A 26,834-nucleotide genomic window follows, 5' to 3' on the forward strand; every position below is an offset into this window, starting at 1 on the left:
CCTCAGTTGAGGGTCACGTTCCCCGCCCGCACCACCTCACGCCACTTCGCGACCTCCTCCCGCACCAGCGTCGCGAACTCGGCAGGGGTGGAGGCGGCGACGATGAAGCCCTGGGCGGCGAAGGGGTCGCGGATCTCGGGCTGGGCGAGGGCGGCGGCGACTTCCGCGTGCAGGCGGGCCAGCACGGGGGCAGGCGTATTGGCGGGGGCGAAGAGGCCCTGCCAGGAGGTCGCCTCGAAGCCCGGCAGCCCGGCCTCCGCCATGGTGGGGACGTTGGGCAGCAGCGGGTGACGCTCCCGCGACGTCACGGCCAGGGCGCGGACGGCGCCGGACTGGATATGCGGCAGCGTGACCAGCACATCGGCGAAGGAGGAATAGACGAGGCCGGCGATGAGGTCCGTCGTCGCCTGGGCGGAGCCGCGATAGGGGACATGCGTCAGCGGCACCCGCGCGGCCTGGGAGAACATCTCCCCGGTCAGGTGCATGGAGGTCCCGTTGCCCGGCGTCGCATAGGTCAGCGGCGCGTTGCCCGCGGCGCGGGCGGCGGCGATGTAGCCCGCCACATCGCGCGCCGGGCTCGCGGGGTTCACGACCAGCACCAGCGGTGCCGAGACCAGGCGCGAGACCGGCGCGAAGTCGCGCACGGGGTCATAGGGCAGGTTGGGGAAGAGGCTGGCCGCGATGGCGTTGCTGCCGGTGACGCCCATCAGCAGCGTGTGGCCGTCCGGCGCCGATTTCGCGACCATGTCGGCGCCCGTCGTACCGCCCGCGCCAGGGCGGTTCTCCACCAGCACGGTCTGGCCGAGGCTCGCCGTCATGCGCTCCGCCAGGCGCCGCGCCAGCAGATCCGTGCTGCCGCCGGGCGGGAAGGGGACGACGATTCGGATGGGGCGCGTCGGCCAGGCCTGTGCCAGCGCGGGCACGGCCAGCGCAGCCAGCGCGATGCCGCCGAGCGTGCGGCGCGTCAGTCTCGTCATGCGTCGATCTCCTTGTTGGAGGGCGGGCCCCAGCCCCCGCCGCCGGCCGTCTCGATGATGAGCAGTTCCCCGGCCCGCCAGGCGAAGCGGGCCTTGGAGGGGAAGTGTCGTTCGGTGCCATCCGCGCCGGCAAGCGTGAGCCGCGCCACGCCGCCCGCGCCGCCCCCCAGCGCGCCCGGCGCGCCGGCGAGGTGCCGTTCGCCGCGATAGGACACCTCCGCGCTGCCCGACAGCAGGCGGTAGGCGCGCCGCACGCCATCGCCACCCGGCATCGCGCCGGCGCCGCCGGAGCCGCGGTGGCGGGCGAAGGCCTCGACCAGGATCGGCGCGATCTCCTCCAGCACCTCGGCCGGCAGGTTGCGGGCGTTGGAGACATCGGCGGAGAGGGCGTGGAGGCCGGGGCGGTCGGGCCCGCCGCCCTCGCCGCCGGCCAGGATCTCGGTGAACATCCAGCGTCTGCCCTCGTTATCGGTGCCGGCGGCGGAGAGCACGACGGCGACGCCGGCATTGGAGGCGCGGGCGCGGCGCGGCGCCAGCCGGGCATGGGCGGCGAAGAGGGCGTTGGTGGCGAGCTTCACCGTCGCGGTGCGGGCATTCACCGCGGCCGGGAAGCGCGGATTGACGACGCTGCCCTCGGGCAGCGCCAGGTCGAGCAGCTCCAGCAGCCCGTGATTGGCCGCGGCCCCCGGCGCGATGCGCCGCAGCAGCGCGAAGCAGGCGGCGAGCAGGCCGGAAGGCGCGGCATTCACCGGCCCCGCCGTCTGCGGCGCCGATCCCGCGAAATCCACCGCGAGGCGCGGGCCCGGCAGGCGCTTCAGCGTGGCGCGGATCGGCACGGGGTCGGGCGTGATCCCATCGCCTTCCAGCGCGACCTCGGCGCTCGCCTCGGCTTCGGGGATGGCGTCCAGCGCCGTCGCCAGCGCCTCCCGTGCCTCCTCCAGCAGCGATGCCGCCAGGCTGGCGAAGACGCGGGCGCCGAGGCGGGTGGCGAGCGCGGAGACTTCCGTCGCGGCCTGCGTGACCGCCGCCCATTGCGCGTCGAGGTCGGCGCGCAGCATGGCGGGGGTGCGCGTGTTCGCGAGCAGGATGGTGGCGATGCCCACATCCTCCAGCCCGGCGCGGCGCCAGCGCAGCGGCGGCAGGCGCAGCCCCTCCTGGAAGATGTCGCGGGCATCGGGCGGGATGGAGCCGGGGGCGATGCCGCCGACATCCTGGTGGTGCAGGATGGTGGCGGCCAGGGCCACGACCACGCCCTCAGCCAGGATCGGGCGCAGCACGATCAAATCCGGCAGATGCGTGCCGCCGGACCAGGGATCATTGGTCAGGAAGCCATCGCCCTCCGCCATGGACCCGGCCGGGAAGGCGCGCAGCATGCCGGCGATGGCGGGTATCATGCCGCCGAGCAGCAGGGGCAGGGAGCGTGCCTGCGCGAGCACGCGCCCATCGGGCAGGAAGAGCGCGGCGGCGCAATCCATGCCCTCCCGCGCCACGGGCGACTTCGCCTCCGCCAGCAGCATGTCCTGCATGCGGTCGGCCAGGCCTTCGAGGGCGATGCGGAGGATGGCCGTGTCGCTCATGCCGCTCGGTCCAGCAGCAGGGCGCCGTCGCTTCGCAGGGAAGCGCGCCAGCCCGCGGGGATGCGGGCGGTGGCGGTGCCGTCATCCAGCAGCAGCGGGCCAAGGGCGCTACCCGCGAAGGGCGTGCCGTCGCGATGCCGCCAGGTGGCGCGCAGGGCGGGGGCGCTGTCCAGCAACCCGCTGGCCGCCATGACGCCGGGGCAGGGCGGGACCAGCACGCGGGGGCAGCCGATGATGCCGGCGATGGCCGCGCCCAGCAGCGGGCCGAAGCCGCCGCCGGCCACCAGCAGCGACAGGTCCGGATGGATGTTCCGGCGGAGCGCGATGCGGCGCGTGGCCTCCGCCAGCCGGGCCTCCGCGATGGCCAGGCTGTCCGTGCCGGCATCGGCTTCGCCCGGCAGCCAGCCCACGGCGCGGGCGGCTTCCGTCAGCGCATCGCCGCCGATGGCCAGGCTTTCGACATCCAGCGCCTTCAGCCGGAAGGCGAGGGGGCCAAGCGTGACGCTGCCCGTTTCCAGCGCCACGCCATCCCGCACCAGGCTGACCTCCGCCGTGGTGCCGCCCATGTCGAGCCCGATGGCGCAGGGCACGCCCGCGGCCCAGCGCGCGACGGCGCGGGCGCCGGCGGCGGGGCCGGAGAGCAGGAGGGGCAGCGGCGCGGCCAGCGCGACGTCGGGCGCCACGGCGCTACCATCGGCAAGGGCGAAGCGCGAGCTGGGCAGGCCGGCCGCGACCAGCGCGCGGGCCACCGGCGCCAGCGTCGTCGCCACCAGCGGCTTCAGGCTCGCATCGAGCATCGTCGCCAGCATGCGCTCGAACTCCCGCGTCTCGGGATCGACGCGGTGGGAGAGCGACAGCGCCGTGCCCGGCGGCAGGGCGGCCGCGATCGCCTGTTCATGCACCGGGTTGCGATGCGCGAAGAGCAGGCAGGCGGCGACGGGCAGGCCGGGCAGCGCGGGCAGGGCCGTCAGGTCGAGCGGCGCGACCTCAACGCCCCTCGCATCGATGCGCCCGGGGATGCCTAAGCGGAGCGCGGGCGGGGACAGCCAGGCCGGCGTCGGCGGCGGCGGGTCCAGCGCATCGGGGTCGCGGCGGGACTGGCGGCCGAGATCGGGCAGGTCCTCGAAGCCCTGCGTGGTGACCAGCACGACGGGTGATGCCGTGCCGGTCAGGATCGCGTTCGCCGGCAGCGTCGTGGCGATGGTGATGCTGGCGGGCGCGATGCCCTCCGCCTCGCAGAAACCAATGATGGCGGCGGCAAGGTTGGCGGCCTCCGCGCGCGGCCGCTTGGCGATGCGGGCAGCGCCGCCGCCTTCCGGCGCGGCGATGATATCGAGAAAACTGCCGCCCTGGTCCAGCGCCAGGGCGTGGCGCGGCCTCACGCCGCGCGCCGGAAGCGGGTGGGGGAGAAGGGCGCCAGGTCCACCTCCGGATCGCGCCCGGCGACGAGGTGCGCGACCTCCCGCCCCGTCGTCGCCGCGCCGCACATGCCGACATGGCCATGGCCGAAGGCGAACCAGGCATTGTCCACGCGTGGCGCCTGGCCGATCACCGGCATGGAATCCGGCAGGCAGGGGCGGTGGCCCATCCATTCGCTGGTGCGCGAGGTGTCGAGATGCGGGAACATCTCCCGCCCCCTTTCCAGCAGCGCAGCCGCGCGGCGCATGTCGGGCGGCGCCGTCAGCCCCGCGAATTCGACGGAACCCGCGAGCCGCAGCCCCATGCGCATCGGGTTCACCATCATGTTGTGCTCGACGGCCATGACGGTGTGGCGCAGCGCCAGGTTGTTGCTCTCCACCGTCACATGGTAGCCGCGCTGCGTCTCCAGCGGGATGGCGGGGCCGAGCTGCGCGGCGAGCTTCGCGGACCAGGCGCCACCGGCCAGCACCACGCCCTCGGTCTCCAGGCTCTCGCCGCTGTCGAGCGTGAGGGCGGTGACGGAGCCGCCCTTCACCGTCAGCCCCGTGACGCGCGCGCGCACCACCTGCGCGCCATCCGCCACGCATTGGTCGAAGATCGCGCGCGTCATCGCGGCGGGGTCGAGGGTCGATCCATTCTCCGGCGCCAGGATGCCGAAGCGGAAGCGGCCCTTCAGGTCGGGCTCCAGCGCGACGAGTTCATCCTCCCCCACGTCGCGCATCTCGACGCCCAGGCTGCGGCGGAGCTTCATGCCCCAGGCCCATTGCCGCGCGGCGGTCTCCCCGGAATAGACGTAGAGGCAGCCGCTGCGGCGCATCAGCCCGGTGGCGTTGGCGCGTTGCAGGATCGGCTCGTAGCACTCGAAGATCGGCGCCAGCAGGCCGCGCATCGCGGTGGCGATCCGCGTCACCTCCGCCGGCGTGGAAGCCTGGAGGAAACGCGCGATCCAGGGCGCCACGATGGGCGCGTACCAGCAGCGCACCGTCAGCGGGCCGAGCGGATCCAGCAGCCAGCGCGGCACCTTCTTCCACATCCCCGGCATGCCGACCGGCAGGCAGGCGGAAGGGGAGAGGGAGCCCGCATTGCCGAAGCTCGTCGCCTCCGCGGGGCCGAGCGGATCGATGAAGGTGACCTGGTGCCCATCGCGCTGCAGCCAGGCGGCGCAGCAACTGCCGACGATGCCGTTGCCGATCACCGCGATGCGCATGAGGAGTCCTTGGCCCTGCCCGGCCCCGAGCGTAACCGCCGCCTTTGCAGGCGTGAACCCCGCTGCCATTCTGGGCGCAACGAACTGGAGGAAACCCCATGACGAGCCGCCGCACCCTGCTGGCCGCCGCCGCGCTGCTGGCCGCGAAGCCCGCCTTCGCCGCCTTCCCGGACCGGCCCATCCGCGTGGTGGTGCCCTTCGCGCCGGGCGGCAATGCCGATGTGGTCGCGCGGCTGCTGCAACCCAGGTTGCAGGACCGGCTGGGCCAGCCCGTGGTGGTGGAGAACCGCGCGGGCGCCGGCGGCAGCCTGGGCGCGCAGACCGTCGCGCGATCGACGCCCGATGGCTACACGCTGCTGATCGGCTCCAACGGGCCGCTCAGCGTGAACCCGGTGGTGCAGGCGCGGCTGCCCTATGACGTGGCGCGGGACTTCGCGCCGATCGGCATGGCGATGCAGGTGCCGCATTGCCTGGTGGTGCAGGCGGCCGCGCCGCAGCGGCGGCTGGCGGAGCTGGTGGCGGCATCCCGCGCGCGGGCGGATGGCCTCGGCATCGGCACGGCGGGCGTGGCCAGCGCCACGCATCTCTCCATGGAAGCCTTCGCCACGGCCAGTGGCGCGCGGCTGCTGCACGTGCCCTATCGCGGCGGCGGCGCGGCGGTGCCGGACTTCATCGCGGGCAACATTCCCCTGCTGTTCACGGAATTCTCGACGGCTCTGCCGCTGCACCGCGCGGGACAGGGACGCATCCTGGCCATCGCCGCCGCCACCCGGCTCTCGGCGCTGCCGGAGGTGCCGACGATGATCGAGGAAGGCGTGCCGGGCTTCCTCGCGGCCTCCTATGTCGGGCTTCTCGCCCCCGCCGGCATTCCGGCGGAGGCCATGCAGGCGCTCTCCGCCGCCATGGCCGCCATCGTGGGGGAGGAGGATTTCCGGGCCCGCATGGTGGCGATGGGGGGTGAGGTGGCCTCCGCCACGCTGGCGACGCCGGCGGGCTTCGCCGCGCTGATCGCGGAGGATCTGCAACGGTCCCGGGCGGCGGCGGAAAAGGCGGGAATCCGGCCGGAATAGCGGCGGCCTGGACAGGGGGGCGCCCCGGCGCGACAAGCGGCGCAACACCAAGGAGGACGTCGATGAAGAAGCGCATGCTGCTGGCCGCCCTGCTGGGCGCCGCGCTGGCCCTGCCCGCCACGGCGCAGGAAGCCTACCCGAACCGCGCCATCCGCTACATCGTGCCCTTCGCGGCCGGCGGCCCTTCCGACATCGTGGCCCGCATCATGGCGCCGCGCATGGCGGCGACGCTCGGCCAGCCCGTGGTGGTGGAGAACCGGGTGGGGGCGGGCGGCGTCACCGGCGTGGATGTGGCCGCCAAGGCGGCGCCGGATGGCTACACCTTCGCCATCGGCAGCGCCGGCGCGCTCGCCATCTCCCCCAATCTCGGCCGGGGCACGCCCTATGACCCGCTGCGGGATCTGGTGCCGATCACGCTCGGCGTGCTGGTGCCGGAACCGGTGGTGGTGCCGGCGGTCTCGCCCTTCCGGACCCTGCAGGAACTGGTGGCCGGGGCGAAGGCGCGGCCGGGGTCGCTGAATTTCGGCTCCACCGGCAATGGCAGCATGCCGCACCTGGCGGCGGAACAGCTGCGCGCCGCGGCGGGCATCGACATCGTCCACATCAGCTACAACAGCGGCGGCCAGCTGGCGACGGCGATCCTGCGGAATGAGGTGCAGCTCGGCTTCGCGGACCTGCCGGTCCTGCTGCCGCAGATCCAGGCGGGGTCGCTCCGCGCGCTGGCCGTCGGCACTCCCCGGCGCCTGTCCTGGCTGCCGGATGTGCCGACCATGACGGAGGTCGGGCTGCCGTCGGTGGATGCCAGCAACTGGCACGGGCTCGTCGCCTCCGCCCGCACGCCGGCCGGGCCGCTGGCCGCGCTGCGCCGGGCGGCGATCGGGGCGCTGCAGGACCCGGAGGTGATCCGCCTGCTGGACGCGCAGGGCGCCATCCCGGGCGGCAACAGCCCGGAGGAGTTCGGCGCCTTCATCCGGCGCGAGAACGAGAAGTGGGGCGAGGTGATCCGCCGGAACAACATCCAGGCGGACTGAACGATATCTGACGGGCAGCCACCGCCCGGCGATTGAGGACATGACAGGATCCACAACCCGCCGTCCCGGGAGGGGCGGCGGGTTTTCCCTGCGCGCAGCAAACTTGCGCGTATGACAGTTTTGTTGCAATGGGATGGCAGGAGCGCGGGGCGACGGGGGCTGTTCTGCTACGCCCGCGGCATCACACGGGGACAAGGAACAAGAACCATGCAACGCCGCCTGCTGATCCCGGCCATCGCGCTTGCCGCGCCGCTGGGCTTCGCCGCCCCTGCCTCGGCGCAGGGATCGCTGAACCTCTACTGCTCCGTCCAGATCGAGTGGTGCCAGGCCATCGCGACGAACTTCACCCGCGACACCGGCATCCGCGTGAACATGACGCAGCGCGGATCGGGCGAGAGCCTCGCCGCCATCCGCGCGGAAGCGCAGAATCCTCGTGGCGACGTGTGGTTCGGCGGCACGGGCGACCCGCATCTGGCCGCGGCGGAGGAGAATCTCAGCCAGGCCTATGAAAGCCCGAACAACGCCGCGCTCCATCCCTGGGCGCTGACTCAGTGGAACCAGTCCGGCCGCCGCGCCATCGGCGTTTATGCCGGCGCGGTGGGCTTCGGCTTCAACAGCGAGCTGCTGGCACGGAAGAACATCGCGCCGCCGACCTGCTGGGCGGACCTGGTGGACCCGCGCTTCCGCGGCGAGATCCAGGTGGCGAACCCCAACTCCTCCGGCACCGCCTATGTCATCATCGCGACGCTGGTGCAGCTGATGGGTGAGGACCAGGCCTTCGACTACATGCGCCGCCTGCATCCCAACGTGAACAGCTACGCCCGCAGCGGCACCGGCCCGATCAAGGCCGTGGCGCGGGGGGAGACGGGCGTCTCGCTCAGCTTCGTGCATGACGCGGTGACGGAGCGGAACGCCGGCTTCCCCGTGGCCTACAACACCCCCTGCGAGGGCACGGGCTACGAGATCGGCTCCATGTCCATTATCCGTGGCGCCCGCAACCTGGCGCAGGCGCGGCGCTTCTATGACTGGGCACTGACGGAGCCCGCGCAGCGGCTGGGATTCGAGGCCGGCGGCCAGCTGCAGCAGCCCTCCAACCGCAGCGCGCCGCTGCCGCCCAATGCGCCGGACCTCGGGCAGATCCGGCTGATCGAATACGATTTCGCGAAGTATGGCCGCGCCGCGGAGCGCCGGCGCCTGATCGAGCGCTGGGACCGCGAGGTCGGCTCCCTGCCGCGCTGATCCCACCGCATCCCCCGAGCCCGACGGAACCCTGCCCATGTCCCTTCGCCTGATCGCCGCCACCGGCGCCGTGCTTGCGCTGTCCACGCCCGCCATGGCGCAGGGCAGCCTCAACATGCTCTGCGCGCCGGCCGCGGATTGGTGCGAGGCGATCGCGGCGCGCTTCCAGCGGGACACGGGCATCCGCGTCGCCATGGCGCGGAAATCGGCCGGCGAGATCCTGGCGCAGATCCGGGCGGAGGCGCAGAACCCGCGCACCGACATCTGGTTCGGCGCCTCGGCGGAGACGCATATCTCGGCGGCCGAGGCCAATTTGCTGCAGCCCTACACCTCCCCCAACATGGCGGGGCTGCACCCCTGGGCGCAGCGCGTGCATGCGATGTCGGGCGAACGCTGCGTCGGCGTTTCTTCCGGGGCGATTGGTCTTGCATGGAACCGGGAGCTGATGGCGCGGAAGAACCTGCCGCTGCCCTCCAGCTGGGCGGACCTGCTGAACCCCGCTTATCGCGGCGAGATCCAGCTGCCCAACCCCAACTCCTCCGGCACCGCCTACACCATCATCGCAGGGCTGGTGCAGCTGTGGGACGAGGATCGCGCCTTCGACTACCTGAGGCGCCTGCATGCGAATGTGAACGCCTATACCCGTTCCGGTGCGGCGCCGATGCAGGCCGTGTCGCGCGGGGAGACGGCGCTGGCGGTGAGCTTCAACATGGAAGTCACCTCCATGCAGCAGGCGGGCTTCCCGATCGAGCTGGTCTTCCCGACGGAGGGCACGAGCTACGAGGTGGCCTGCATGTCCATCATCCGCGGCGCGCGCAACCTGGCGCAGGCGCGGCGCTTCTATGACTGGTACCTGACCCCCGCGGCGCAGAACATCGCGACGACGGTGAACCAGTTCCACACCCCCGCGCATCGCGATGCCGCGCCGGATTCCCGGATCGCCGACCTCTCGCGCGTCAACCTGATCAACTACGATTTCGCCGCCTATGGCCAGGGGGAGGTGCGCCGCCGCATCCTGGCGCGTTGGGACCGCGAGATCGGGTCCCTGCCGCGATGAGGGCCGCGCTCGGCTGCACCGCGATCCTCCTGCTGCCCGCGCTGCCGGCGGCGGCGCAGGGCTCGCTGAACCTCTATTGCTCCGCCACCATCGAATGGTGCACGCCGATCGCGCGCGGGTTCGAGCGCGAGACGGGCGTGCGCGTGGTGCTGAACCAGAAATCGACCGGCGAGATGCTGGCGCAGCTGCGCGCGGAAGCGCGCAACCCGCGCGGCGACGTCTGGTGGGGCGGCACCGGCGACCCGCATGTCGCGGCCGGGGAGGAAGGCCTCACCGTCGCCCATGAGAGCCCGCGCATCGCGGAGCTGCATGACTGGGCGCAGGCGCAGTGGCGCCAGACCGAGGGCCGCACCGTCGGCGTCTATGCCAGCGTGCTCGGCTTCGGCTTCAACACGGAACTGGTGGCGCGTCGCAACCTGCCCGCGCCGCGCTGCTGGGCCGATCTGCTGAATCCCGCCTATCGCGGGGAGATCCAGATGGCCAATCCCAACTCCTCCGGCACCGCCTACATCGTCATCGCGACGCTGGTGCAGATGATGGGGGAGGAGCCGGCCTTCGACTACCTGAAGCGGCTGCACGGCAGCATCAACGCCTATCCCCGCAGCGGCACCGCGCCCATCACGGCGGTGGCGCGCGGCGAGACGGCGCTTTCCATCTCCTTCGTCCACAACGCGGCGGAGGAAGCGGCGGCGGGCTTCCCCGTCGGCCATGCCGTGCCCTGCGAGGGCACGGGCTATGAGATCGGCTCCATGTCCATCATCCGCGGCGCCCGCAACCTGGCGAATGCCCAGCGCTTCTACCATTGGGCATTGAGCGCGGAGGCGCAGATCGCGGCGAGCGGCGAGGCGCGGAAGCTGCAGACCATGGCGAACCGCAACGTGCCGCTGACCGATGGCGCGCCGAACATGGCGACGGCCCGGATCATCGACTACGACAATGCCCGCTTCGGCGCGAGTGCCGAGCGCCGCCGCCTGCTGGCGCGCTGGGACCGCGAAGTCGGCGCGCTGCCGCGATGAGGTTCACCGGCTCCTCCCTGTTCTTCTGGCTGATCGCCGCCATCGGCACCGCGCTGGTGCCCTGGCACATGCAGCAGGATGGCCTGACGATCCCGGGGCTGATGGCGCTGGGGCAGGAGGATGCGGAGGCGTCTTCCGCGCTGTGGCAGGCCCTGGCGCATGGCCGCTGGTGGTTCTGGCCCGTGGTGGTGCTGCTGGCGGTCGCGCTGCCGGGGGCGCTGCCCGCGGGCAGCGCGCGGGCGCGCTCCACCTTCCTGCTCTGGGGCGGCGGGCTCGGGCTCGCGGCCATCGTGGCGCAGGGGCTCGCCATCGGCGTGCAGGGCTGGTCCTTCCCCTGGCTGGAAGCGAGTTTCGGGGAGCTGGGCGACCGGCAATTCGGCTTTGGCCTCGGCGCCTGCATGGCCTTCATCGGCTGCCTGGTGATGCTGACGGATGGGCTCGCGCTGCGCGGGCTGTTCAAGGGGGATCGCTTCGTCTCCGGCGCGGTCGGGCTTCTCGTCGCCTCCATCATCATCTTCACCGCCTGGCCGGTGCTGACGATGATGAGCCAGATGTTCGCGCCGCGCGGCGACATGTCGGTCGCGGCCTCCATGGCCGACCGGTTGTTCGACAACAAGATCTGGGGCCTGGGCTGCGTCGGCGGCCGCGTCAATTGCGGCGTCTTCTGGAACACGCTGGTGCTGGCGACCAGCACCGCGACGGCGGCGACGATCCTCGGCCTGTGCTTCGCCCTCATCGTCACGCGCACGGCCTTCCCGGCCAAGCGGGCGATGCGGCTGCTGACGGTGCTGCCCATCATCACGCCGCCCTTCGTCATCGGCCTCGGCCTGATCCTGATCTTCGGGCGCTCGGGCGTGGTGAACCAGATCGTGCAGGCGGTCTTCGGCGTCGAGCTTGGCCGCTGGATCTATGGCTTCGACGGCGTCTTCCTCGCCCAGGTCTTCTCCTTCACCCCCACCGCCTTCCTGGTGCTGATCGGGGTGGTGGAGGGCATCTCCCCCACCATGGAGGAAGCGTCGCAGACCCTGCGGGCATCGAAGATGCGGACCTTCCGGGCGGTGACGCTGCCGCTGATGGTGCCGGGCCTCGCCAATGCCTGGCTGGTCGTCTTCGTCGAGAGCCTGGCCGATTTCGGCAATCCGATCGTGCTCGGCGGCTCCTTCGGCGTGCTGTCCACGGAAATCTTCTTCGCCGTGGTCGGCGCGCAGCAGGATTTCGGCCGCGCGGCGGTGCTGGCGGCCATCATGCTGGTGGTGGGGCTGCTGGCCTTCATGCTGCAGCGGGCGGTGGTCGGGCGGCGGTCCTATGTCTCCGTCACCGGCAAGGGCGATGGCGGCTTGCAGCAGGTGCTGCCGCGGCCCGTGAAGATCGTGGCCTTCGCCATCGCCATCCCCTGGGCCATCCTGACCATCACCGTCTACACCATGGCGATGGCCGGCGCCTTCGTGCGCGTCTGGGGGCGGGACTGGACCTTCACGCTCAGCCATTTCCAGCGCGCCTTCGCCATCGAATGGGCGGCGGATGGGCGGATGCTGTTCAGCGGCGGCGCCTGGCATTCGCTGGCGACGACGATCCAGCTGGCCGCCGTCGCGGCGCCCATCACGGCGGGCATCGGGCTGCTGGCGGCCTGGGTGCTGACGCGCCAGCGCTTCGCGGGCCGCACGGCGCTGGAATTCGCGCTGATGCTGACCTTCGCGGTGCCCGGCACCGTCATCGGCGTCGCCTATATCCTGACCTACAACATCCCGCCGCTGGAGATCACCGGCACGGCCTTCATCCTCGTCGCCTGCTTCGTCTTCCGCAACCTGCCGGTCGGCGTGCGGTCCGGCGTCGCGGCGATGAGCCAGCTCGACAAGTCGCTGGATGAGGCCGCGATCACGCTGCGCGCCTCCACCTTCCGGGCGCTGACGACGGTGGTGCTGCCGCTGCTGAAGCCCGCCATCGTCACGGCGCTGGTCTATTCCTTCGTCCGCGCCATGACGACCGTCTCCGCCGTCATCTTCCTCGTCTCCGCGGAATACGAGATGGCGACGGTCTTCATCATCAACCGCGTCATCAACGGCGATTACGGCCTCGCCATCGCCTATTGCGCCGTGCTGATCGTGCTGATGATGACGGCGATCGGCCTGATCAACCTCGTCGTCGGCCGCCGCCGCCTCGGCCGCCGAAGCGCCCAGCCTGCCGGAGCCGCCGCATGACCCTGCCCCTGAAGCTCAGCGGCGCGGAGGTGCGCCTGGCCGGCATCGGCAAGCGCTACGGGCAGGTGACGGCGGTGAAGCCGCTGGACCTGGTGATCGAGGGCGGCACGCTGGTCACGCTGCTCGGCCCCTCGGGCTGCGGGAAGACGACGCTGCTGCGCATGATCGCGGGGCTGGAACAGGCGACGGATGGGCGCCTGTTCATCGGCGGCAAGGACGTGACGCTGCTGCCGGCGGGCGAGCGCAACGTCTCCATGGTCTTCCAGTCCTACGCGCTCTTCCCGCATATGAGCGTGCTGGACAACGTCGCCTATGGCCTCGTCTCCTCCGGCATACGCAAGCGCGACGCGCATGCGAAGGCGGAAGCGGCGCTGGAGACGGTGGGCCTCAAGGGCTTCGGCGGGCGCCTGCCCAGCGAGATGTCGGGCGGGCAGCAGCAGCGCGTGGCGGTGGCGCGGGCGCTGGTGCTGGAGCCGGAGGTGCTGCTGTTCGACGAGCCGCTGTCGAACCTCGATGCGCGGCTGCGGCGGAGCATGCGGGAGGAGATCCGCGCGCTGCAGCAGCGGCTCGGCCTGACCGTGGTCTATGTGACGCATGACCAGGCGGAGGCGCTGGCCGTCTCCGACAAGATCGTCGTGATGCGCAATGCGGAGATCGCGCAGGCCGGCACGCCGGAGGAACTCTACACCCAGCCCGGCAATGTCTTCGTCGCCACCTTCATGGGGGAGGCGAACCATGTGCGCGGCGTGGTGGAGAGCATCGACGGCGCCATGGCGACCGTGAAGCTGGACGAGGCGGTGCTGACCCTGCCGCATCGCGGCACCACCCCCGGGCCGGTCGATATCGTCATCCGGCCGGAGGCGATCCGCATCAGCAATTCGCCCGTGGGCCTGCCGGCCAAGGTGGCGCGTGCGACCTATATGGGATCGCACACCGAATATCACTTCGCGACCGCGGCGGGCGAACTGTTCGCCGTGGGCGCGGACCGGCTGAAGCGCCGCGCGCCGGGCGAGAACGTCATGCTGGCGCTGGACCCCGAGGGGGTCGTCCTCGTCAAGCCGTAGCGGGCAGGCGCAGCGACGCCTCCAGCAGCGCCCGCGTATAGGCATGGGCGGGCGCGTCCAGCACCTGGTCGCGCGCGCCTTCCTCCACGATGCGGCCGGACTGCATGACGACGATCCGGTCCGCGATCTCCTCCACCACGCCGAGGTCATGGGTCACGAAGAGGCAGGCGAAGCCGCGCTTGCGCTGCTGGTCGCGCAGCAGCGCGATCACCTGCTTGCGCACCGTCGCATCCAGCGCGCTCACGGCCTCATCCGCCACGACGAAGGCGGGGTTGCGGACCAGCGCGCGCGCGATGGCGACGCGCTGTCGCTGGCCGCCGGAGAGCGCATGCGGGTAGCGGTCGCCAAGGCCGCCGAGCCCGACTTCCGCCAGCATCGCCTCCGCGCGGCGATGACGCTCCGGCACGGGCATGCCCGCGGGCAGGCGCAGCGGTTCCGCCACGATGTCGCGCACGCGCATGCGCGGGTCGAGCGACGAATAGGGGTCCTGGAAGACGATCTGGCAGGCGAGGCGGAAGTCGAGCAACCCGGCCCCCGTCCGTGCCGTCACCTCCTCCCCCCGGAACAGCAACGCGCCGCCGCTCACGGGCAGCAGGCGCAGCATGGCGCGGCCGAGCGTCGTCTTGCCGGAGCCTGAGCCGCCGACCAGCGCCACCACCTCCCCGGGATGGATGCTCAGCGAAACCCCTCGCACCGCCTGCATCGGCGCCGCGCGCGTGAACCATCCGCCGCGGCCGGGATAGGCCACCGACAGCTCCCGCGCCTCGATCAGCGGCGCGGCCGGCGGCAGGGCGCGCGACGGGCCGCGGCGGGGCAGGGCGGCGACCAGCGCCTGGGTATAGGGCTGGCGCGGCGCGGCCAGCAGCGGCGCGGCGGGGCCTTCCTCCACCGCCTGGCCAGCCTGCATGACCAGCGCGCGGTCGGCATGGCGGGAGACGAGGCCGAGGTCATGGGTGATGAGAAGCACGGCGCTGCCCTGTTCCCGCGCCAGCTCCTTCATCAGCGAAAGCACCTCCGCCTGGGTCAGCGTATCCAGCGCCGTCGTCGGTTCATCCGCGATCAGCAGCCGCGGCCGCAGCAGCATGACGGAAGCCAGCATGATTCGCTGGCGCATGCCGCCCGAGAATTCATGCGGGAAGGCCTGCAGCCGGCGCTCGGGATCGCTGATGCCCACACGCTCCAGCATCGCGATGCAGGCCCGGCGTCGCTCGGGCGCGGACAATCCCGTGTGCAGCGCCAGCCCCTCCGCCATCTGCGCGCCGATGCGCTGGGCGGGGTTCAGCGAGGTCATGGGTTCCTGGAACACCATGCCCATGCCGGGGCCGCGCAGCGCGCGCAGCTTTGCCGGTGACAGCGCGGAGAGGTCCTGGCCGGTAAAGGCGATGCGGCCGCCGGATTGGCGCAGCCCCGGCGGCAGCAGGCCGATCACGGCGCGCGCCGTGGCGCTCTTGCCCGATCCGCTTTCGCCGACCAGCGCGAGTGTCTCGCCCTCCGCGACGGTGAAGGAGAGATCGCGCACGACCTCCCGCGCGCTGGCGGCGATGCGAAGGCCCGCGACCTCCAGCACGCTCATGCGCCGTCCCTCGGGTCCAGCAGGTCGCGCAGCGCGTCGCCCAGCTGGTTGGCGCCCAGCAGGCAGGTGGCGATCAGCGCGCCGGGGGCGATGGAAAGCAGCGGTGCCTCCTGCATGAAGGGGCGGGCGGCGGCCAGCATGTTGCCCCAGGTGGCGGCGGGTGGCGGCACGCCGAGCCCGAGGAAGGACAGCGCGCTTTCCGACAGGATCACCCAGCCGAAGAGCGAGGTGGCCAGCACCGTGACCGGCGCCGCGGTATGCGGCAGCACATGGCGCAGCAGCGTGTAGGTCTCCGAATTGCCCAGCGCGCGGGAGGCCTCGACGAATTCCCGCTCCCGGATCGAGAGCACGCTGCCGCGCACCACGCGCGCGACGGTCGGCGCATAGGCGAGGCCGAGCGCCAGCACGATGCCGCTGCGGGATGGCCCGATGACGGCCAGCAGCCCGAGCGCCAGCAGGATGCCCGGGAAGGCCAGCAGCGTGTCGTTGACGGCGCCCAGCACGCGGTCCACCCAGCCGCGCAGGAAACCGCTGGCAAGGCCGATGGCCAGGCCCAGCGCCAGCGCCACCAGCACCGTCGCCGCCGCGACGCCAAGGCTGGTGACGGCCCCCGCCATCAGCCGCGACGCCACGTCGCGCCCGAATTCATCCGTGCCCAGCCAATAGTCCGGCGAGGGTGGCCGCAGGCGGCGGCGGAGGTTCGTGCGCACGGGGTCATGCGGCGTCCAGGCCAGCGCCACCGCGCCCAGCGCGACCACCGCGCCCATCAGCGTGCCGCCGATCACCAGGTTCAGGCGCAGCCGCATCACTCGGCCGCCACGCGCGGATCGAAGACGGGGTAGAGCAGGTCCACCACCAGGTTCACGCTGACATAGACCAGCGCGATGAACAGCATGACGCCCTGGATGACGGGATAGTCGCGGGCGAAGATCGCCTCCACCAGCAGCCGGCCGAGGCCGGGCAGGGTGAAGACCGTCTCGATGACGGCGATGCCGCCGAGCAGGTTGCCGAGCACCAGCCCCACCAGCGTCAGCGTCGGTGCGAAGGCGTTGGGGAAGGCGTGGCGCAGCAGCACGCGGTGTTCGGGCACGCCCTTGGCGCGGGCATGGGCGATGTAGTCGAGGCGCAGCACCTCGATGGTGGAGGCGCGGGCCATGCGGATCAGCACCCCGGTCTCGATCAGCGCCAGCGTTGCGATGGGCAGGATGATGTAGTGCAGCGCGGCGACAGGGTCTTCCGCGAAGGTGACGTAGCCGACGACGGGCACCCAGCCGAGCTTGAGCCCGAAGACCAGCAGCATGATGAGGCCGAGCCAGAAGGAGGGGATGGAGAGCAGCAGCGTCGCCAGCGACACCGCCGCGATGTCGCCCCAGCTGCCCTGCTTCCAGGCCGCCAGCATGCCTGCCGGCACGGCCACCAGCACCGCGATGGCGACGGCGGCCAGCACGATGGCGGCGGTGACGCCGAAGCGGTCCAGGATCAGCGGGCCCACGGCCTCCCCGGAGGTGATCGACAGGCCGAGGTCGCCGGCCAGCAGCTGCGACAGCCAGAGGCCGAACTGCACTGGCAGCGTGCGGTCCAGGCCCATGCTGGCGCGAAGGTCCGCGACGGCCTCCGGCGTCGCCGCATCGCCCAGGATGAGCAGCGCGGGATCGCCGGGGATGAGGCGCATCAGGAAGAAGACGCTGGCGGCGACCAGCAGCAGGGTCGGCAGCGCCGCCAGCAGGCGCTTCAGGACATAGAGCGCCACCTCAGCGAACGATCCGCACGCCCCAGGCGCGGGGCGAATCCACGGCCCAGGAGCGATAGCCCTGCACATGGCGCGGCGTGACGCCGTTGGTGGTGGAGGAATAGAGCGCGACGATCGGCACCTCCTCCATCAGCCGCGCCTGCATCGCCTCGAACAGCGCGCGCCGGCGGGCGGGATCGCCTTCCGCCATGCTCTGTTCCAGCATCGCCTGCACCGCCGGGTTGTCCCAGGCCTTGCGGGGCTGCGTGGCCTTGGGGCCGGTGAACATCTCGAAGGAGAGCGACGGGTCGAGGCGGGCGGAGAAGCCGAAGGCCATCATCTGGTAGTCGCCGCGGTTGTAGCGATCCAGCTGGGTCGCCCATTCCAGCACCTCCAGCTCGCTCTCGATCCCGGCTTCCTTCAGCATGTCCTGGACGACGACCGCGATCTCGTAGAAGGCTTCCCACCGCCGCGTGGTGATGATGCGGAGCTTCTGGCCGCGATAGCCCGCTTCCTGCGCCAGGCGTCGCGAATGCGCCAGGTCACGCGCCGGCACCTCCAGCATGGCGGGCGTGTTGAAGGCGGAGGCCGGCGGGATGGGGGACCGGTTGGGGCGCGACGCACCCTCGCTGACCGCGCGGACCAGTTCCGGCACGTCGATCGCCAGCGCGATGGCGCGGCGCATGCGCACATCCTGCAGCAGCGGATCGCGCGTCTGCATCAGCACGGCCTGCAGGTCCATGGACGGGGCGGAATGCACGCTGAAGCCGGGGCGGGCGCGCAGCTCCGCCAGGTCCCGCGACCGCGCATCGGGCAGGATGTCGATGTTGCCCGCGATCAGCGCGGCGCGCGCCGCGGCTTCGTCGGGGATGATGGTGAAGCGCACGCGCTCCACCATCGGGGTCTTGTTGCCGGCCAGGCCCGTGGGCTCCCCCGGCAGGGCCGCGTAGTCGGCGAAGCGCGTCAGCTCCACGAATTGCCCGCGCCGCCATTCGCCGAGGCGGAAGGGGCCGGTGCCGACCGGTGCGCGCCAGCTGCCATCGGCATTCAGGCTGTCCCGGTGCCAGATGCCGGCCTGGCCGCAATCCGGCCGCGCCAGGATGGTCAGGAACAGCGCGGAGGGTTTCTCGAGGCGCATGACCACCGTGCGCTCATCCGGCGTTTCCACCGCCGCCAGGCGCGTGGCGGCGGAATCGAGGTCCGGCCGGCAGCGCCAGTTCGTCTCCCGCCGCATGTAGCGCTGCATGGCGAAGGCGACGTCGGCCGAGGTCAGTGGCTGGCCGTTGTGGAAGCGCACGCCGGCGCGCAGCGGGAAGGTATAGGTCAGGCCATCCGGCGAGACCTCGACACGCTCCGCCAGCATCGGCGCCACCGTGGCGTCGTCCCGCAGCGCGACCAGGCCTTCCACGACGTGCCAGGCAATGCCATCCGTGTTGGCGTCCCGGTTCACGCCGGGGTCGGTGGAGCGGATATCGGCGTTCAGGCGAATGCGCAGCAGGTCCGGCGCCTGCGCCAGCACGGGGGCGGGGGCTGCCAGCGCGCAGGCGGTGGCCAGCGCCGCCAGGGCGGTGCGGAACGTCATGGATGTACCCTCTCCCAGCCGGTTTCGGTTCTTCATTTGCACGAAATACCAAAATGGCGGTAGGTTCAAGCGTGACGATGACAACGACCTTCTCACCGCTCCATCACGACCTGGCCCGCGCGGCGCGGCAGCTCTGGCTGGCCGAGGGAACGCCCCCGGGCAGCCCCGTGGTGGAAGCGGTGCTGGCCGGGCGGCTGGCCGTCTCCCGCACCCCGGTGCGGGCGGCGCTGCGGCTGCTGGAGGCTGCGGGCATCACGCAGCGGCGCGGCCGCCTGATGGTGCTGGCCGATCCGTCGCGCGACCTGCCGCCGGTGGAGGCGCGCGATCCCGTCGATGCGCTGGTCGGCGCCATCGCCCGGGCGCGGGAGGAGCGGCGCCTGGCCGACATCGTCCGGGAAGCCGATCTGATGCGGGAATTCGGCCAGCCGCGTGGCCTGGTCTCCCGCGCCCTGATGAAGCTCTCGGCGCTTGGCGTGGTGGCGCGCAACCCGGCCCAGGGCTGGCATTTCGCGGCTACCCTGGCGGGGGAGGAGGAGCGGATGCAGGCCATGCGCTTCCGCCTGGTGGTGGAACCCGCGGCGCTGCGCCAGCCCGGCTATGCGCTGGACCCGAATTTCGCCCGGACGATGCGGGAAGCGCATCAGGCGGTGCTGGCGCGCCCCTGGCGGGATGTGGAGGCGGTGCGGCTGTTCGAGATGAATGCGGCCTTCCACCTCGGCCTGGCGCAGGGCAGCGGCAACCGCTTCTTTGCCGATGCGGTGGAGGCGCAGAACCGCCTGCGCGCGCTGGTGAATGCCGATTGGCGCTTCGGCGACAAACGCGCGCATGACAGCTGCCGCGAACACCTGGCGGTGCTGGATGCGCTGGAAGCCGGCGACAACGGCCGGGCCGCGACGCTGCTGGAAGACCATCTGCGCTGCGCGGGCCCATGAGGCAGCGTTCCCTCTGGCAGGAAACCGCGACGCCCCCCGTGCCCCTGCTGCCGCTGGAGGGCGTGGCGGAGACCGAGGTCGCGATCATCGGCGCCGGCTATACCGGCCTGTCCACCGCGCTGGCGCTGGCGGAGCGCGGCGTGGCGGTGACGGTGCTGGAGGCGGAGGCGCCGGGGGCCGGCGCGTCCGGCGCCAATGGCGGGCAGGTGATCCCGGGCCTCAAGCATTTCGTGCCGGATCTGGTGAAGGACTACGGCGACGCGCTCGGCCGGCGGCTGCATCAGGCGGGCGCCGTGGATACGGATGCGCTCTTCACCCTGATCGCGCGGCTCGCCATCGATTGCGAGGCGACGCGCGCGGGCTGGCTGCAGGTGGCTGACAACCCCGTGGCGCTGGAGGAATGCCGCCAGCGCTGCCGCGCCTGGGCGGCATGGGGCGCGCCGGTCCGGATGCTGGGGGCGGAGGAGGTGCGCGCCATGACCGGCGCCGCCGGCTACCTCGGCGGCTGGATCGATGAGCGGGGCGGCAGCGTGCAGCCGCTGTCGCTGGCGCGCGGGCTGGCGCGGGCGGCGATGGCGGCGGGCGCGCGGGTGCATGCGCCGTCGCGCGTCACGTCGATCCGTCCCGATGGCGCGGGCTGGCGGCTGGAGACGGCGGCGGGTTCGCTGCGGGCGCGGCGCGTGCTGCTGGCGACGAATGCGGCGCCCGGGCGGCTCTGGCCCGGCCTGTCCCACACCATCATGGCGGTATGGTCCTTCCAGACGGCGACGAAGGCCGGGGCGGGCGTGCTGCCGGGCGGGCAGGTGGTCTCGGATACAAGGCGCGTGCTGCGCTACTGGCGGCGGGATGCGGCGGGGCGGCTGGTGGTGGGGGGCAAGGGCACGCTGCGCGCGCCGCGCGGCCCGCGTTCCTTCACCGTGCCGGAGCGCATGCGGGCCAGGCTCTATCCCGCGCTGCCGGGGACGACGCCGGAATTCTACTGGGGCGGGCGCGTCGGCATCACGCCGGACCGACTGCCGCGGCTGTTCCGCCTGGCGGAGGGCGTATTCGCCGTGATGCAGGACAACGGCAAGGGAGTCGCCTGGTGCACCGCCAGCGGGCCCGCCTTGGCGGACCTGCTGGCGGGCGCGGCGCCCGAGGACCTCGCGCTGCCGCCCGTCACGCCCCTTCGCCCCATTCCGCTGCACCCCTTCCGCAGCGTCTATGCCGCCGCCGGATCGCTCTACTTCCGGGCGCGGGATGCGCTGGATCGCGCGAGGACCGCATGAACCACCTGCCGAACACGCCCCTGCTGGAAGACGGCGTCTGGCTGCCCTTCACCGCCATGCGCGGTTTCCTCGACGCGCCGATGATCTTCGATCGGGCGGAGGGCATGCACTACATCACGCCCGAGGGTCATCATGTGCTGGACATGATGGCGGGCCTCTGGTGCGTGAATGCGGGGCACGCCCATCCGCGCATCACGGCGGCGATCCGGGAGGCCGCGGGCAGGCTCGACTTCGTCTCCTCCTTCCGCATGTCGCATCCCGGCGCCTTCGCCTTCGCCCGCCGCCTGCTGGACGCGGTGCCGGGCATGGCGCGCGCCTTCTTCAGCAATTCGGGGTCGGAGGCGGTGGACACCGCGCTGAAGATCGCGCGCGGCTATCACCGCGCCCGCGGCGATGCGGCGCGGACGAAGTTCATCGGGCGGGCGAAGTCCTATCACGGCGTCGGCTTCGGCGGCCTCAGCGTCGGCGGCATCGCGCGGCACAAGCGCGATTTCGGGCCGCTGCTGGCCGATGTCTTCCACATGCCCCTGCCGCATGACCCCGCGCAGCGCTTCCTGCGGGACCGCCCCGCCGCCGGCGACCACTGGCTGGCGGGGCTGGACGACATCCTGGCGGTGCAGGATCCCTCCACCGTCGCGGCCATCATCGTGGAGCCCGTGACGGGGTCGGGCGGCGTCTATCCGCCGCCGATCGGCTATCTGGAGGCGCTGCGCGCGCGCTGCGACAGGCACGGCATCCTGCTGATCTTCGACGAGGTCATCACCGGCTTCGGCCGCCTCGGCGCCTGCACGGCGGCGGAGGCGCTGGGCGTCTGGCCGGACATCATGACGATGGCGAAGGGCCTGACCAATGGCGCGGTGCCGATGGGCGCCACGCTGGTGAACAGCCGTGTCTTCGACGCCTACATGCAGGGGCCCGCCGGCGCGCCCGAACTCATGCATGGCTACACCTACTCCGCCCATCCGCTCGCCTGCGCGGCGGGGATGGCGGCGCTGGATGCCTATCAGCAGGAGGGGATGTTCGAGGCCTCCGCCGCGATCGCGCAGCCCTTCGCGCAGGCGCTGCTGGGGTTGCAGGGCGCGCCGCATGTCATCGATGTGCGCCATTGCGGGCTGCTGGCGGCGGTGGAGCTGGAGCCCCGCGCGGGCGCGCCCGGTGCGCGGGGCGCGGCGGTGGCGGATGCCTGCTTCGCCGATGGCGTGCTGGTCCGCGCGGCCGGCGACACCATGGTCCTGTCCCCGCCGCTGGTGGTGACGGAGGCGCAGGTGGCGCAGACGGTGGAGGCGATGGCGCGGGCGCTGCGCGCCATCGCGTAGCGCGGACTACTCCGCCGCCTTCGCCAGCCCCTGCGGCTTCAGGCTGTAGGTCGTGAAGACGCGGTTCAGCGCGGGCAGGGGCGCGATCTCCATGTGCCCCTCCGCCGGCTTCATCAGGATCATGGCCACGGTGGCGGAGAGGTTGCCGCCGAGGCTCATCCGCGGCGGGCGGCAGACGGCCCAGGGCGATTGCCAATCGTCGAAGAAGGCGGTGCGCAGGTCATCCAGCGTGATCGCGCCGGCCTTGGCGCGCAGCGCCGCCAGCACGCGCTGGTCGCGATAGGTGCTGTCCGGCGTGGTCTGGATGCCGGTGTCCTTCAGCTTGGAAAGCGCCACCGGCGACTGCCAGTGATTGGCATGCACCAGCAGCCCATCCGTGGGATGCAGCAGGAAGCTCTCATCCGGCGCGCATTCGATATCCATCGCCCAGCCCGACGCATGGCTGAGCATGACGTTGTTCGAGGCCGATTTCGGCGTGGCGTAGATGGCGCGCACGGCCAGCGCCACCTGCTCCTGCTCCAGCACCTTCCGCCGCAGCAGGGACAGGGGCACGCCCTCCTGCCGGTAGTCGCGATCGGATTCCAGGTAGTTGGCGGTGATGGCGATGCCCGCGGCGTTGAGCCCCGCGCGGGCCAGGCCGCCGGCCTCGACGAAGGTCAGGATGTCCGGGCCATCGTCCCGGCGGATGCGCAGCACCACGCCGGTCTCCGCACATTCGCTCTTCCAGTCCCAGTTCTGGCCGTGCAGCAGCGTGCCATCCGCGCTGGCCGCGGGCGTGACGATGGCGCCGGTGCAGCCGTCGGGATCCGCCTCGGGCAGGCCGCGCTTCGCCAGCTGCAGGATCTCCGTCCGGCAGTTCAGCAGCATCACATCCTCGAAGGCCACGTCGGCGCCGCGGGCGATGCCGCGCATCTCCGCGACGTAAGCCGGATCGAAGGCCTCGACCCGGCCGGCGAAGGCCCTGGCCAGGCGATGGATGCGCGCGGCATCCAGCCCGCCGCCCGTGAGCTGCGCGTGGTAGTGGCCGATGCTGCGTCGGACACGGAGGGCCGCCTGGCGGCCATAGGATTCGCCCCTGGCCTCCGGCGCACCCGACAGCTCGTAGAGGGGGAAGGGGGCGGCCGCGTCCATCAGGTTCTCCGTGCGAAGAAAGTACCGGGCATCTTGCGCGTCGCCGCCCCGGCCGCAAGCGGGGAAAGCCGAATGCGCGGGAAAGCCCTGGCCGAGCATCGATGTATCGCCGCCAGGGGCCGCCAGGGAATGTCCTTTTTTCCTACGGGAATGGTATTGATTCGTCCGCATCGATCGTGAATTCCTCGGTCCAGCGGCGCAGCCGCGTGGTTCACGAGGGAGTTCTCCGATGCATCGACTGGCCCTGACCCGACGCGCCGCGATGCTCGCCTGCTGCGCGCCGCTGCTGGCGCGGCCCGCCCTGGCCAGCCCCGCCTGGCGGCCGACCCAGGCGGTGAAGCTCATCGTCTCCGCCGCCCCGGGCGGCACGCAGGACATCCACGCCCGCGCCGCCGCGCCGGTGCTGTCGGACCGGATCGGCCAGACGGTGGTGGTGGAGAACAACGGCACGGCCAGTGGCCGCGGCGCCGGCGCCATCGTCGCGCGGGCGGCGCCGGATGGCCACACACTGCTCGTCGCCTCCGGCGATGGCCTGGTGCTCAGCGACATCCTCTTCGGGCGCCAGCAGGGGCTGCTCCGGCCGCGCCTCGCCCCCGTCACGCTCACCATCGGCGCGTCCCAGCTGCTGGTGACGCATCCCGGCAGCGGCATCCGCAGCGTGCAGGACTACGTGGCGGAGGCCCGGCGCCGGCGCGGCGCGCTGACGCTCGGCGTGCCCGGCCATGGCGGCATCGCCCATGTGATCAGCGAGATGCTGAACCGCCAGCTCGGCGGCGTGGAGGTCGTGCACGTCCCCTATCGCGGCGGCGGGCCGGCGACGCTGGACCTGATGGCGGGGCAGCTCGATGCCATGATCATCACCCTCCCGGCGGTCACCGCGCATGTGCGGGCGGGGCGGCTGGTGCCGCTCGCCGTCTCCACCGCCGCGCGGGACCCCGCCCTGCCGGAGGTGCCGACCCTGGCGGAGACGGTGGCGCCCGGCTTCGACGTGCCGAGCACACAGGGCATCCTGCTGCCCGCCGGCACGCCCCAGCCGATCATCGAGGCCTGGCACCAGGCCTGGCGCACCGCGCTGTTCGAACCCGCGGTGCACCGGCGGCTCAGCGAGCTCGGCTTCATCGTCACCGGCTCCACCCCCGCCGAATTCCTTGCCTCCATCACCGACAGCGAACGCCGCTTCGCCGCGGCGATCGAGGCCGCCGGCATCCGCGCCGAAACCGTCTGACGCAGGAGATCATCGCCATGCTGAACCGTCGCACCCTGCTGGCCGCCGCGGCTGCCATCCTTCCGCTGCCGGCGCTGGCCCAGCCCGCCACCCGCGCCATCCGCGCCATCGTGCCCTTCCCGCCGGGCGGCGGCGTCGATGCCTTCGCGCGCATCTTCGTCCCCGCCTTCGCCGCCGCCAGCGGGCAGAATGTCGTCATCGAGAATATCGGCGGCGCCTCCTCCCGCCTCGGCACCCAGGCGGTGCTGCGGGCGGCGCCGGATGGGCAGACTCTGCTCATCACCAACGACACGCTGGCGGCGATCGAGGCGCTGCCCGTGCCGGGCAGCGGGCCCTTCATCGGCGGCCTGGCGCCGGTGCTGCTCGGCGCCTCCGCGCCGCAGGCGCTGGTGACGCATCCCCGCTCCGGCATCCCCGATGCGGCGGCCTACCAGGCGCGGCTGCGGGCCGGTCGGCCGACCAATATCGGCGTGCCGGGGCTGGGCTCCTCCCAGCATTTCGCCAGCGAATTGCTGGCCCAGGCGCTGGGCGGGCGGCCGGAACACATCTCCTACCGCGGCGGCGGGCCGCTGCTGATCGACCTGCTGGCCGGCACCATCGATGGCGGCGTGGTGACGCTGGGCGCGGCCATCGACCAGATCCGGGACGGGCGCCTGGTGGCGCTGGGCGTCAGCGGCCTGCAGCGCAGCCCGGCGCTGCCGCAGGTGCCGAGCTTCGCGGAAAGCGTGGCCCCGGGCTTCGAGGCCGAGACCTGGATCGGCGTCCTTGCGCCCCAGGCCACGCCGGCGCCGGTGCTGGCCGCGCTGCATGCGGCCAGCCTGGCCGCGCTCCGCGACCCCGGCGTCACCCAGCGCCTGGCGGGGCTCGGCTTCGACACACCAGGCCATGGGCCCGACCGCTTCGGCCCCCTGCTGCGCGACACCGCCGCGCGCTTCGCCGCCGTGGCGGGCGCCGTCGGGATGCGGGCGGGGGAGGCGTGACGGGCACCGCCCCGGCGCCGTAGAACCGCCCCTCGGTCGGGGAGGGACGGTGATGCCACAGCGGCGCTTCAGGGCGGTGTTCATGCGCGGCGGCACCTCCCGCGCCCTCCTGTTCCGGCGGCAGGACCTGCCGGCGGATCGCGCGGCATGGGACCCGATCTTCCTCGCCGCCATCGGGTCCCCGGACCCGGAGGCCCGGCAGCTCGATGGCATGGGCGGCGGCGTCTCCTCGCTCAGCAAGGTCTGCATCGTCGGCCCGCCGACGCGCCCCGATGCCGATATCGACTACACCTTCGGCCAGGTCGCGGTGAAGGAAGCGCTGGTCGATTACGGCGGCAGCTGCGGCAACATGTCCTCCGCCATCGGCCCCTTCGCGCTGGATGAGGGCATGCTGCCCCACGCGCCCCAGGACGGCCCCGTCGAGGTCCGCATCCACGACACCAATGCCGGCCGCATCATCCGCGCGCGGTTCGAGGCGCGCGGCGGGGAGGCGATGGTGGATGGCGACTTCGTGCTGGACGGCGTCGCCGGCAGCGGCGCGCCCGTGCGGCTGGATTTCCTCGACCCCGGCGGCGCCCGCACCGGCGCGCTGCTGCCGACCGGCCGCGTGCTGGACAGGCTGGAAGTGCCGGGGGTGGGCACGGTGGAGGCGACGCTGGTCGATGCCGCCAGCCCCTGCGTCTTCGTGGCCGCCGGGGCGATGGGCCGGCAGGCCGTGGACACGGCCCAGGCGCTGGATGGCGAGGGCGCGCTGCTGGAACGCCTGGACGCCATCCGCCGCCAGGCGGCCGTCGCCATGGGCGTCGCGCGCGATGCCGAAGCCGCCCGCGCCCGGCCGAGCCTGCCGCGGATCGCGATGCTCTGGGCGCCCTGCGAGGCGCGGCTCGCCAATGGGCGCGTGCTCCAGGCGGCGGAGGTCGATCTCCATATCCGCATCATCTCCATGGGCCAGCCGCATCGCGCCGTGACGGCGACGGGCGCCCTTTGCCTGGCGGTGGCCGGCCGCATCCCGGGCAGCCTGCCGGCGCGGCTGCTGGGCGCGGCGGACCCGGCCGCGCCGATCCGGCTCGGCCATGCCTCCGGCATCGCGGTGGTGGATGCTGCCGTGCAGCCGGATGCCGGGGCGAAGGGCGGCTTCCATTGCGAACACGCGACCCTGTTCCGCACCCAGCGCCGCCTGTTCGAGGGTTCGGTCCTGGTGCGGGGCTGACCGGCTGTCGCGTCCCGGTTGTTGCTGGTAGCC

22 protein-coding genes are annotated in these 26,834 nt (G+C 72.4%); 13 read left to right on the plus strand and 9 right to left on the minus strand.

Going from position 1 to position 26,834, the window contains the following annotated elements; translation table 11 throughout:
• Positions 1-2: 2 nt before the first annotated feature.
• Genes JJI54_RS16010 through JJI54_RS16025 form a run of 4 tightly spaced genes read right to left on the minus strand, consistent with a single transcriptional unit; the run spans position 3 to position 5,180 of the window.
• Positions 3-977 (minus strand): tripartite tricarboxylate transporter substrate binding protein, encoded by a 975-nt coding sequence (locus JJI54_RS16010; protein WP_226381822.1) that lies wholly within the window; start codon positions 975-977, stop codon positions 3-5.
• On the minus strand, positions 974-2,554 hold the full coding sequence (locus JJI54_RS16015) for a hydantoinase B/oxoprolinase family protein (protein WP_203074025.1): 1,581 nt from the start codon (positions 2,552-2,554) through the stop codon (positions 974-976). Before JJI54_RS16015 ends, JJI54_RS16010 begins: the two co-directional genes overlap by 4 nt.
• Positions 2,551-3,936 (minus strand): hydantoinase/oxoprolinase family protein, encoded by a 1,386-nt coding sequence (locus JJI54_RS16020; protein ID WP_203074026.1) that lies wholly within the window; start codon positions 3,934-3,936, stop codon positions 2,551-2,553. The genes JJI54_RS16015 and JJI54_RS16020 overlap by 4 nt, the downstream gene beginning before the upstream one ends.
• Positions 3,933-5,180: an NAD(P)/FAD-dependent oxidoreductase gene (locus JJI54_RS16025; RefSeq protein ID WP_203074027.1), complete on the minus strand. Its 1,248-nt coding sequence runs from the start codon at positions 5,178-5,180 to the stop codon at positions 3,933-3,935. Before JJI54_RS16025 ends, JJI54_RS16020 begins: the two co-directional genes overlap by 4 nt.
• Positions 5,181-5,278: 98 nt before the next feature.
• On the opposite strand from JJI54_RS16025, the gene JJI54_RS16030 reads away from it, so the two are divergent.
• From JJI54_RS16030 to JJI54_RS16060, 7 genes are all read left to right on the plus strand, one after another.
• Positions 5,279-6,250: a Bug family tripartite tricarboxylate transporter substrate binding protein gene (locus tag JJI54_RS16030; protein WP_203074028.1), complete on the plus strand. Its 972-nt coding sequence runs from the start codon at positions 5,279-5,281 to the stop codon at positions 6,248-6,250.
• A 62-nt stretch (positions 6,251-6,312) separates the two neighbouring features.
• A complete protein-coding gene (locus tag JJI54_RS16035) occupies positions 6,313-7,281 on the plus strand; it encodes a Bug family tripartite tricarboxylate transporter substrate binding protein (protein ID WP_203074029.1) in 969 nt (322 codons plus the stop codon).
• A gap of 207 nt (positions 7,282-7,488) precedes the next feature.
• On the plus strand, positions 7,489-8,520 hold the full coding sequence (locus JJI54_RS16040; RefSeq protein ID WP_203074030.1) for an ABC transporter substrate-binding protein: 1,032 nt from the start codon (positions 7,489-7,491) through the stop codon (positions 8,518-8,520).
• Between the two features lie 37 nt (positions 8,521-8,557).
• Entirely contained in the window at positions 8,558-9,577 is a 1,020-nt protein-coding gene (locus JJI54_RS16045) for an ABC transporter substrate-binding protein (RefSeq protein ID WP_226381823.1), read from the plus strand.
• Positions 9,574-10,593, plus strand: coding sequence for an ABC transporter substrate-binding protein (locus JJI54_RS16050; protein WP_203074031.1), 1,020 nt, complete (start codon positions 9,574-9,576; stop codon positions 10,591-10,593). The genes JJI54_RS16045 and JJI54_RS16050 overlap by 4 nt, the downstream gene beginning before the upstream one ends.
• A complete protein-coding gene (locus JJI54_RS16055; RefSeq protein WP_203074032.1) occupies positions 10,590-12,791 on the plus strand; it encodes an ABC transporter permease in 2,202 nt (733 codons plus the stop codon). The genes JJI54_RS16050 and JJI54_RS16055 overlap by 4 nt, the downstream gene beginning before the upstream one ends.
• Positions 12,788-13,855, plus strand: a complete 1,068-nt coding sequence (locus JJI54_RS16060; protein WP_203074033.1) for an ABC transporter ATP-binding protein — start codon at positions 12,788-12,790, stop codon at positions 13,853-13,855. The genes JJI54_RS16055 and JJI54_RS16060 overlap by 4 nt, the downstream gene beginning before the upstream one ends.
• Here the strand turns inward: JJI54_RS16060 and JJI54_RS16065 are convergent.
• The 4 genes from JJI54_RS16065 to JJI54_RS16080 are packed head-to-tail and all read right to left on the minus strand — an operon-like array spanning position 13,845 to position 18,739.
• Positions 13,845-15,428, minus strand: coding sequence for an ABC transporter ATP-binding protein (locus JJI54_RS16065; protein WP_203074034.1), 1,584 nt, complete (start codon positions 15,426-15,428; stop codon positions 13,845-13,847). The two genes, JJI54_RS16060 and JJI54_RS16065, sit on opposite strands and share 11 nt — an antisense overlap.
• Positions 15,425-16,234 carry an ABC transporter permease gene (locus JJI54_RS16070; RefSeq protein ID WP_203074035.1) on the minus strand — a complete coding sequence of 270 codons (810 nt, stop codon included), beginning with the start codon at positions 16,232-16,234 and terminating at the stop codon, positions 15,425-15,427. The genes JJI54_RS16065 and JJI54_RS16070 overlap by 4 nt, the downstream gene beginning before the upstream one ends.
• The gene (locus JJI54_RS16075; protein WP_203074036.1) at positions 16,234-17,178 is read right to left on the minus strand and encodes an ABC transporter permease; all 945 of its coding nucleotides are present in this window, start codon (positions 17,176-17,178) and stop codon (positions 16,234-16,236) included. The genes JJI54_RS16070 and JJI54_RS16075 overlap by 1 nt, the downstream gene beginning before the upstream one ends.
• 1 nt (position 17,179) lies before the next feature.
• On the minus strand, positions 17,180-18,739 hold the full coding sequence (locus tag JJI54_RS16080; RefSeq protein ID WP_203074037.1) for an ABC transporter substrate-binding protein: 1,560 nt from the start codon (positions 18,737-18,739) through the stop codon (positions 17,180-17,182).
• 77 nt (positions 18,740-18,816) lie between these two features.
• Here JJI54_RS16080 and JJI54_RS16085 point away from each other — a divergent pair, with 77 nt between their 5' ends.
• From JJI54_RS16085 to JJI54_RS16095, 3 genes are read left to right on the plus strand one after another with little or no spacing between them, the layout of a single operon-like run.
• The gene (locus JJI54_RS16085; protein ID WP_226381846.1) at positions 18,817-19,671 is read left to right on the plus strand and encodes a GntR family transcriptional regulator; all 855 of its coding nucleotides are present in this window, start codon (positions 18,817-18,819) and stop codon (positions 19,669-19,671) included.
• On the plus strand, positions 19,668-20,939 hold the full coding sequence (locus JJI54_RS16090) for an NAD(P)/FAD-dependent oxidoreductase (protein ID WP_203074039.1): 1,272 nt from the start codon (positions 19,668-19,670) through the stop codon (positions 20,937-20,939). The genes JJI54_RS16085 and JJI54_RS16090 overlap by 4 nt, the downstream gene beginning before the upstream one ends.
• Entirely contained in the window at positions 20,936-22,255 is a 1,320-nt protein-coding gene (locus JJI54_RS16095; protein WP_203074040.1) for an aminotransferase class III-fold pyridoxal phosphate-dependent enzyme, read from the plus strand. Before JJI54_RS16090 ends, JJI54_RS16095 begins: the two co-directional genes overlap by 4 nt.
• 6 nt (positions 22,256-22,261) lie before the next feature.
• Here JJI54_RS16095 and JJI54_RS16100 read toward each other — a convergent pair whose 3' ends face one another.
• Positions 22,262-23,386: a C45 family autoproteolytic acyltransferase/hydolase gene (locus tag JJI54_RS16100; RefSeq protein WP_203074041.1), complete on the minus strand. Its 1,125-nt coding sequence runs from the start codon at positions 23,384-23,386 to the stop codon at positions 22,262-22,264.
• Between the two features lie 229 nt (positions 23,387-23,615).
• Here JJI54_RS16100 and JJI54_RS16105 point away from each other — a divergent pair, with 229 nt between their 5' ends.
• Genes JJI54_RS16105 through JJI54_RS16115 form a run of 3 tightly spaced genes read left to right on the plus strand, consistent with a single transcriptional unit; the run spans position 23,616 to position 26,801 of the window.
• Positions 23,616-24,611, plus strand: a complete 996-nt coding sequence (locus tag JJI54_RS16105) for a Bug family tripartite tricarboxylate transporter substrate binding protein (protein WP_203074042.1) — start codon at positions 23,616-23,618, stop codon at positions 24,609-24,611.
• A 17-nt stretch (positions 24,612-24,628) separates the two neighbouring features.
• Positions 24,629-25,591: a tripartite tricarboxylate transporter substrate-binding protein gene (locus JJI54_RS16110; protein ID WP_203074043.1), complete on the plus strand. Its 963-nt coding sequence runs from the start codon at positions 24,629-24,631 to the stop codon at positions 25,589-25,591.
• 52 nt (positions 25,592-25,643) lie between these two features.
• On the plus strand, positions 25,644-26,801 hold the full coding sequence (locus JJI54_RS16115) for a 2-methylaconitate cis-trans isomerase PrpF family protein (RefSeq protein ID WP_203074044.1): 1,158 nt from the start codon (positions 25,644-25,646) through the stop codon (positions 26,799-26,801).
• Positions 26,802-26,834: the final 33 nt, after the last annotated feature.

Source organism: Falsiroseomonas ponticola, from assembly GCF_016805305.1.
Taxonomy (GTDB): domain Bacteria; phylum Pseudomonadota; class Alphaproteobacteria; order Acetobacterales; family Acetobacteraceae; genus Falsiroseomonas; species Falsiroseomonas ponticola.

Coding starts and splice junctions, on each gene's coding strand:
- JJI54_RS16010 (WP_226381822.1), bottom strand. CDS start 977: ATGACGAGACTGACGCGCCGCACGCTCGGCGGCATCGCGCTGGCTGCG.
- JJI54_RS16015 (WP_203074025.1), bottom strand. CDS start 2,554: ATGAGCGACACGGCCATCCTCCGCATCGCCCTCGAAGGCCTGGCCGAC.
- JJI54_RS16025 (WP_203074027.1), bottom strand. CDS start 5,180: ATGCGCATCGCGGTGATCGGCAACGGCATCGTCGGCAGTTGCTGCGCC.
- JJI54_RS16030 (WP_203074028.1), top strand. CDS start 5,279: ATGACGAGCCGCCGCACCCTGCTGGCCGCCGCCGCGCTGCTGGCCGCG.
- JJI54_RS16035 (WP_203074029.1), top strand. CDS start 6,313: ATGAAGAAGCGCATGCTGCTGGCCGCCCTGCTGGGCGCCGCGCTGGCC.
- JJI54_RS16040 (WP_203074030.1), top strand. CDS start 7,489: ATGCAACGCCGCCTGCTGATCCCGGCCATCGCGCTTGCCGCGCCGCTG.
- JJI54_RS16045 (WP_226381823.1), top strand. CDS start 8,558: ATGTCCCTTCGCCTGATCGCCGCCACCGGCGCCGTGCTTGCGCTGTCC.
- JJI54_RS16050 (WP_203074031.1), top strand. CDS start 9,574: ATGAGGGCCGCGCTCGGCTGCACCGCGATCCTCCTGCTGCCCGCGCTG.
- JJI54_RS16055 (WP_203074032.1), top strand. CDS start 10,590: ATGAGGTTCACCGGCTCCTCCCTGTTCTTCTGGCTGATCGCCGCCATC.
- JJI54_RS16060 (WP_203074033.1), top strand. CDS start 12,788: ATGACCCTGCCCCTGAAGCTCAGCGGCGCGGAGGTGCGCCTGGCCGGC.
- JJI54_RS16065 (WP_203074034.1), bottom strand. CDS start 15,428: ATGAGCGTGCTGGAGGTCGCGGGCCTTCGCATCGCCGCCAGCGCGCGG.
- JJI54_RS16070 (WP_203074035.1), bottom strand. CDS start 16,234: ATGCGGCTGCGCCTGAACCTGGTGATCGGCGGCACGCTGATGGGCGCG.
- JJI54_RS16080 (WP_203074037.1), bottom strand. CDS start 18,739: ATGACGTTCCGCACCGCCCTGGCGGCGCTGGCCACCGCCTGCGCGCTG.
- JJI54_RS16085 (WP_226381846.1), top strand. CDS start 18,817: ATGACAACGACCTTCTCACCGCTCCATCACGACCTGGCCCGCGCGGCG.
- JJI54_RS16090 (WP_203074039.1), top strand. CDS start 19,668: ATGAGGCAGCGTTCCCTCTGGCAGGAAACCGCGACGCCCCCCGTGCCC.
- JJI54_RS16095 (WP_203074040.1), top strand. CDS start 20,936: ATGAACCACCTGCCGAACACGCCCCTGCTGGAAGACGGCGTCTGGCTG.
- JJI54_RS16100 (WP_203074041.1), bottom strand. CDS start 23,386: ATGGACGCGGCCGCCCCCTTCCCCCTCTACGAGCTGTCGGGTGCGCCG.
- JJI54_RS16105 (WP_203074042.1), top strand. CDS start 23,616: ATGCATCGACTGGCCCTGACCCGACGCGCCGCGATGCTCGCCTGCTGC.
- JJI54_RS16110 (WP_203074043.1), top strand. CDS start 24,629: ATGCTGAACCGTCGCACCCTGCTGGCCGCCGCGGCTGCCATCCTTCCG.
- JJI54_RS16115 (WP_203074044.1), top strand. CDS start 25,644: ATGCCACAGCGGCGCTTCAGGGCGGTGTTCATGCGCGGCGGCACCTCC.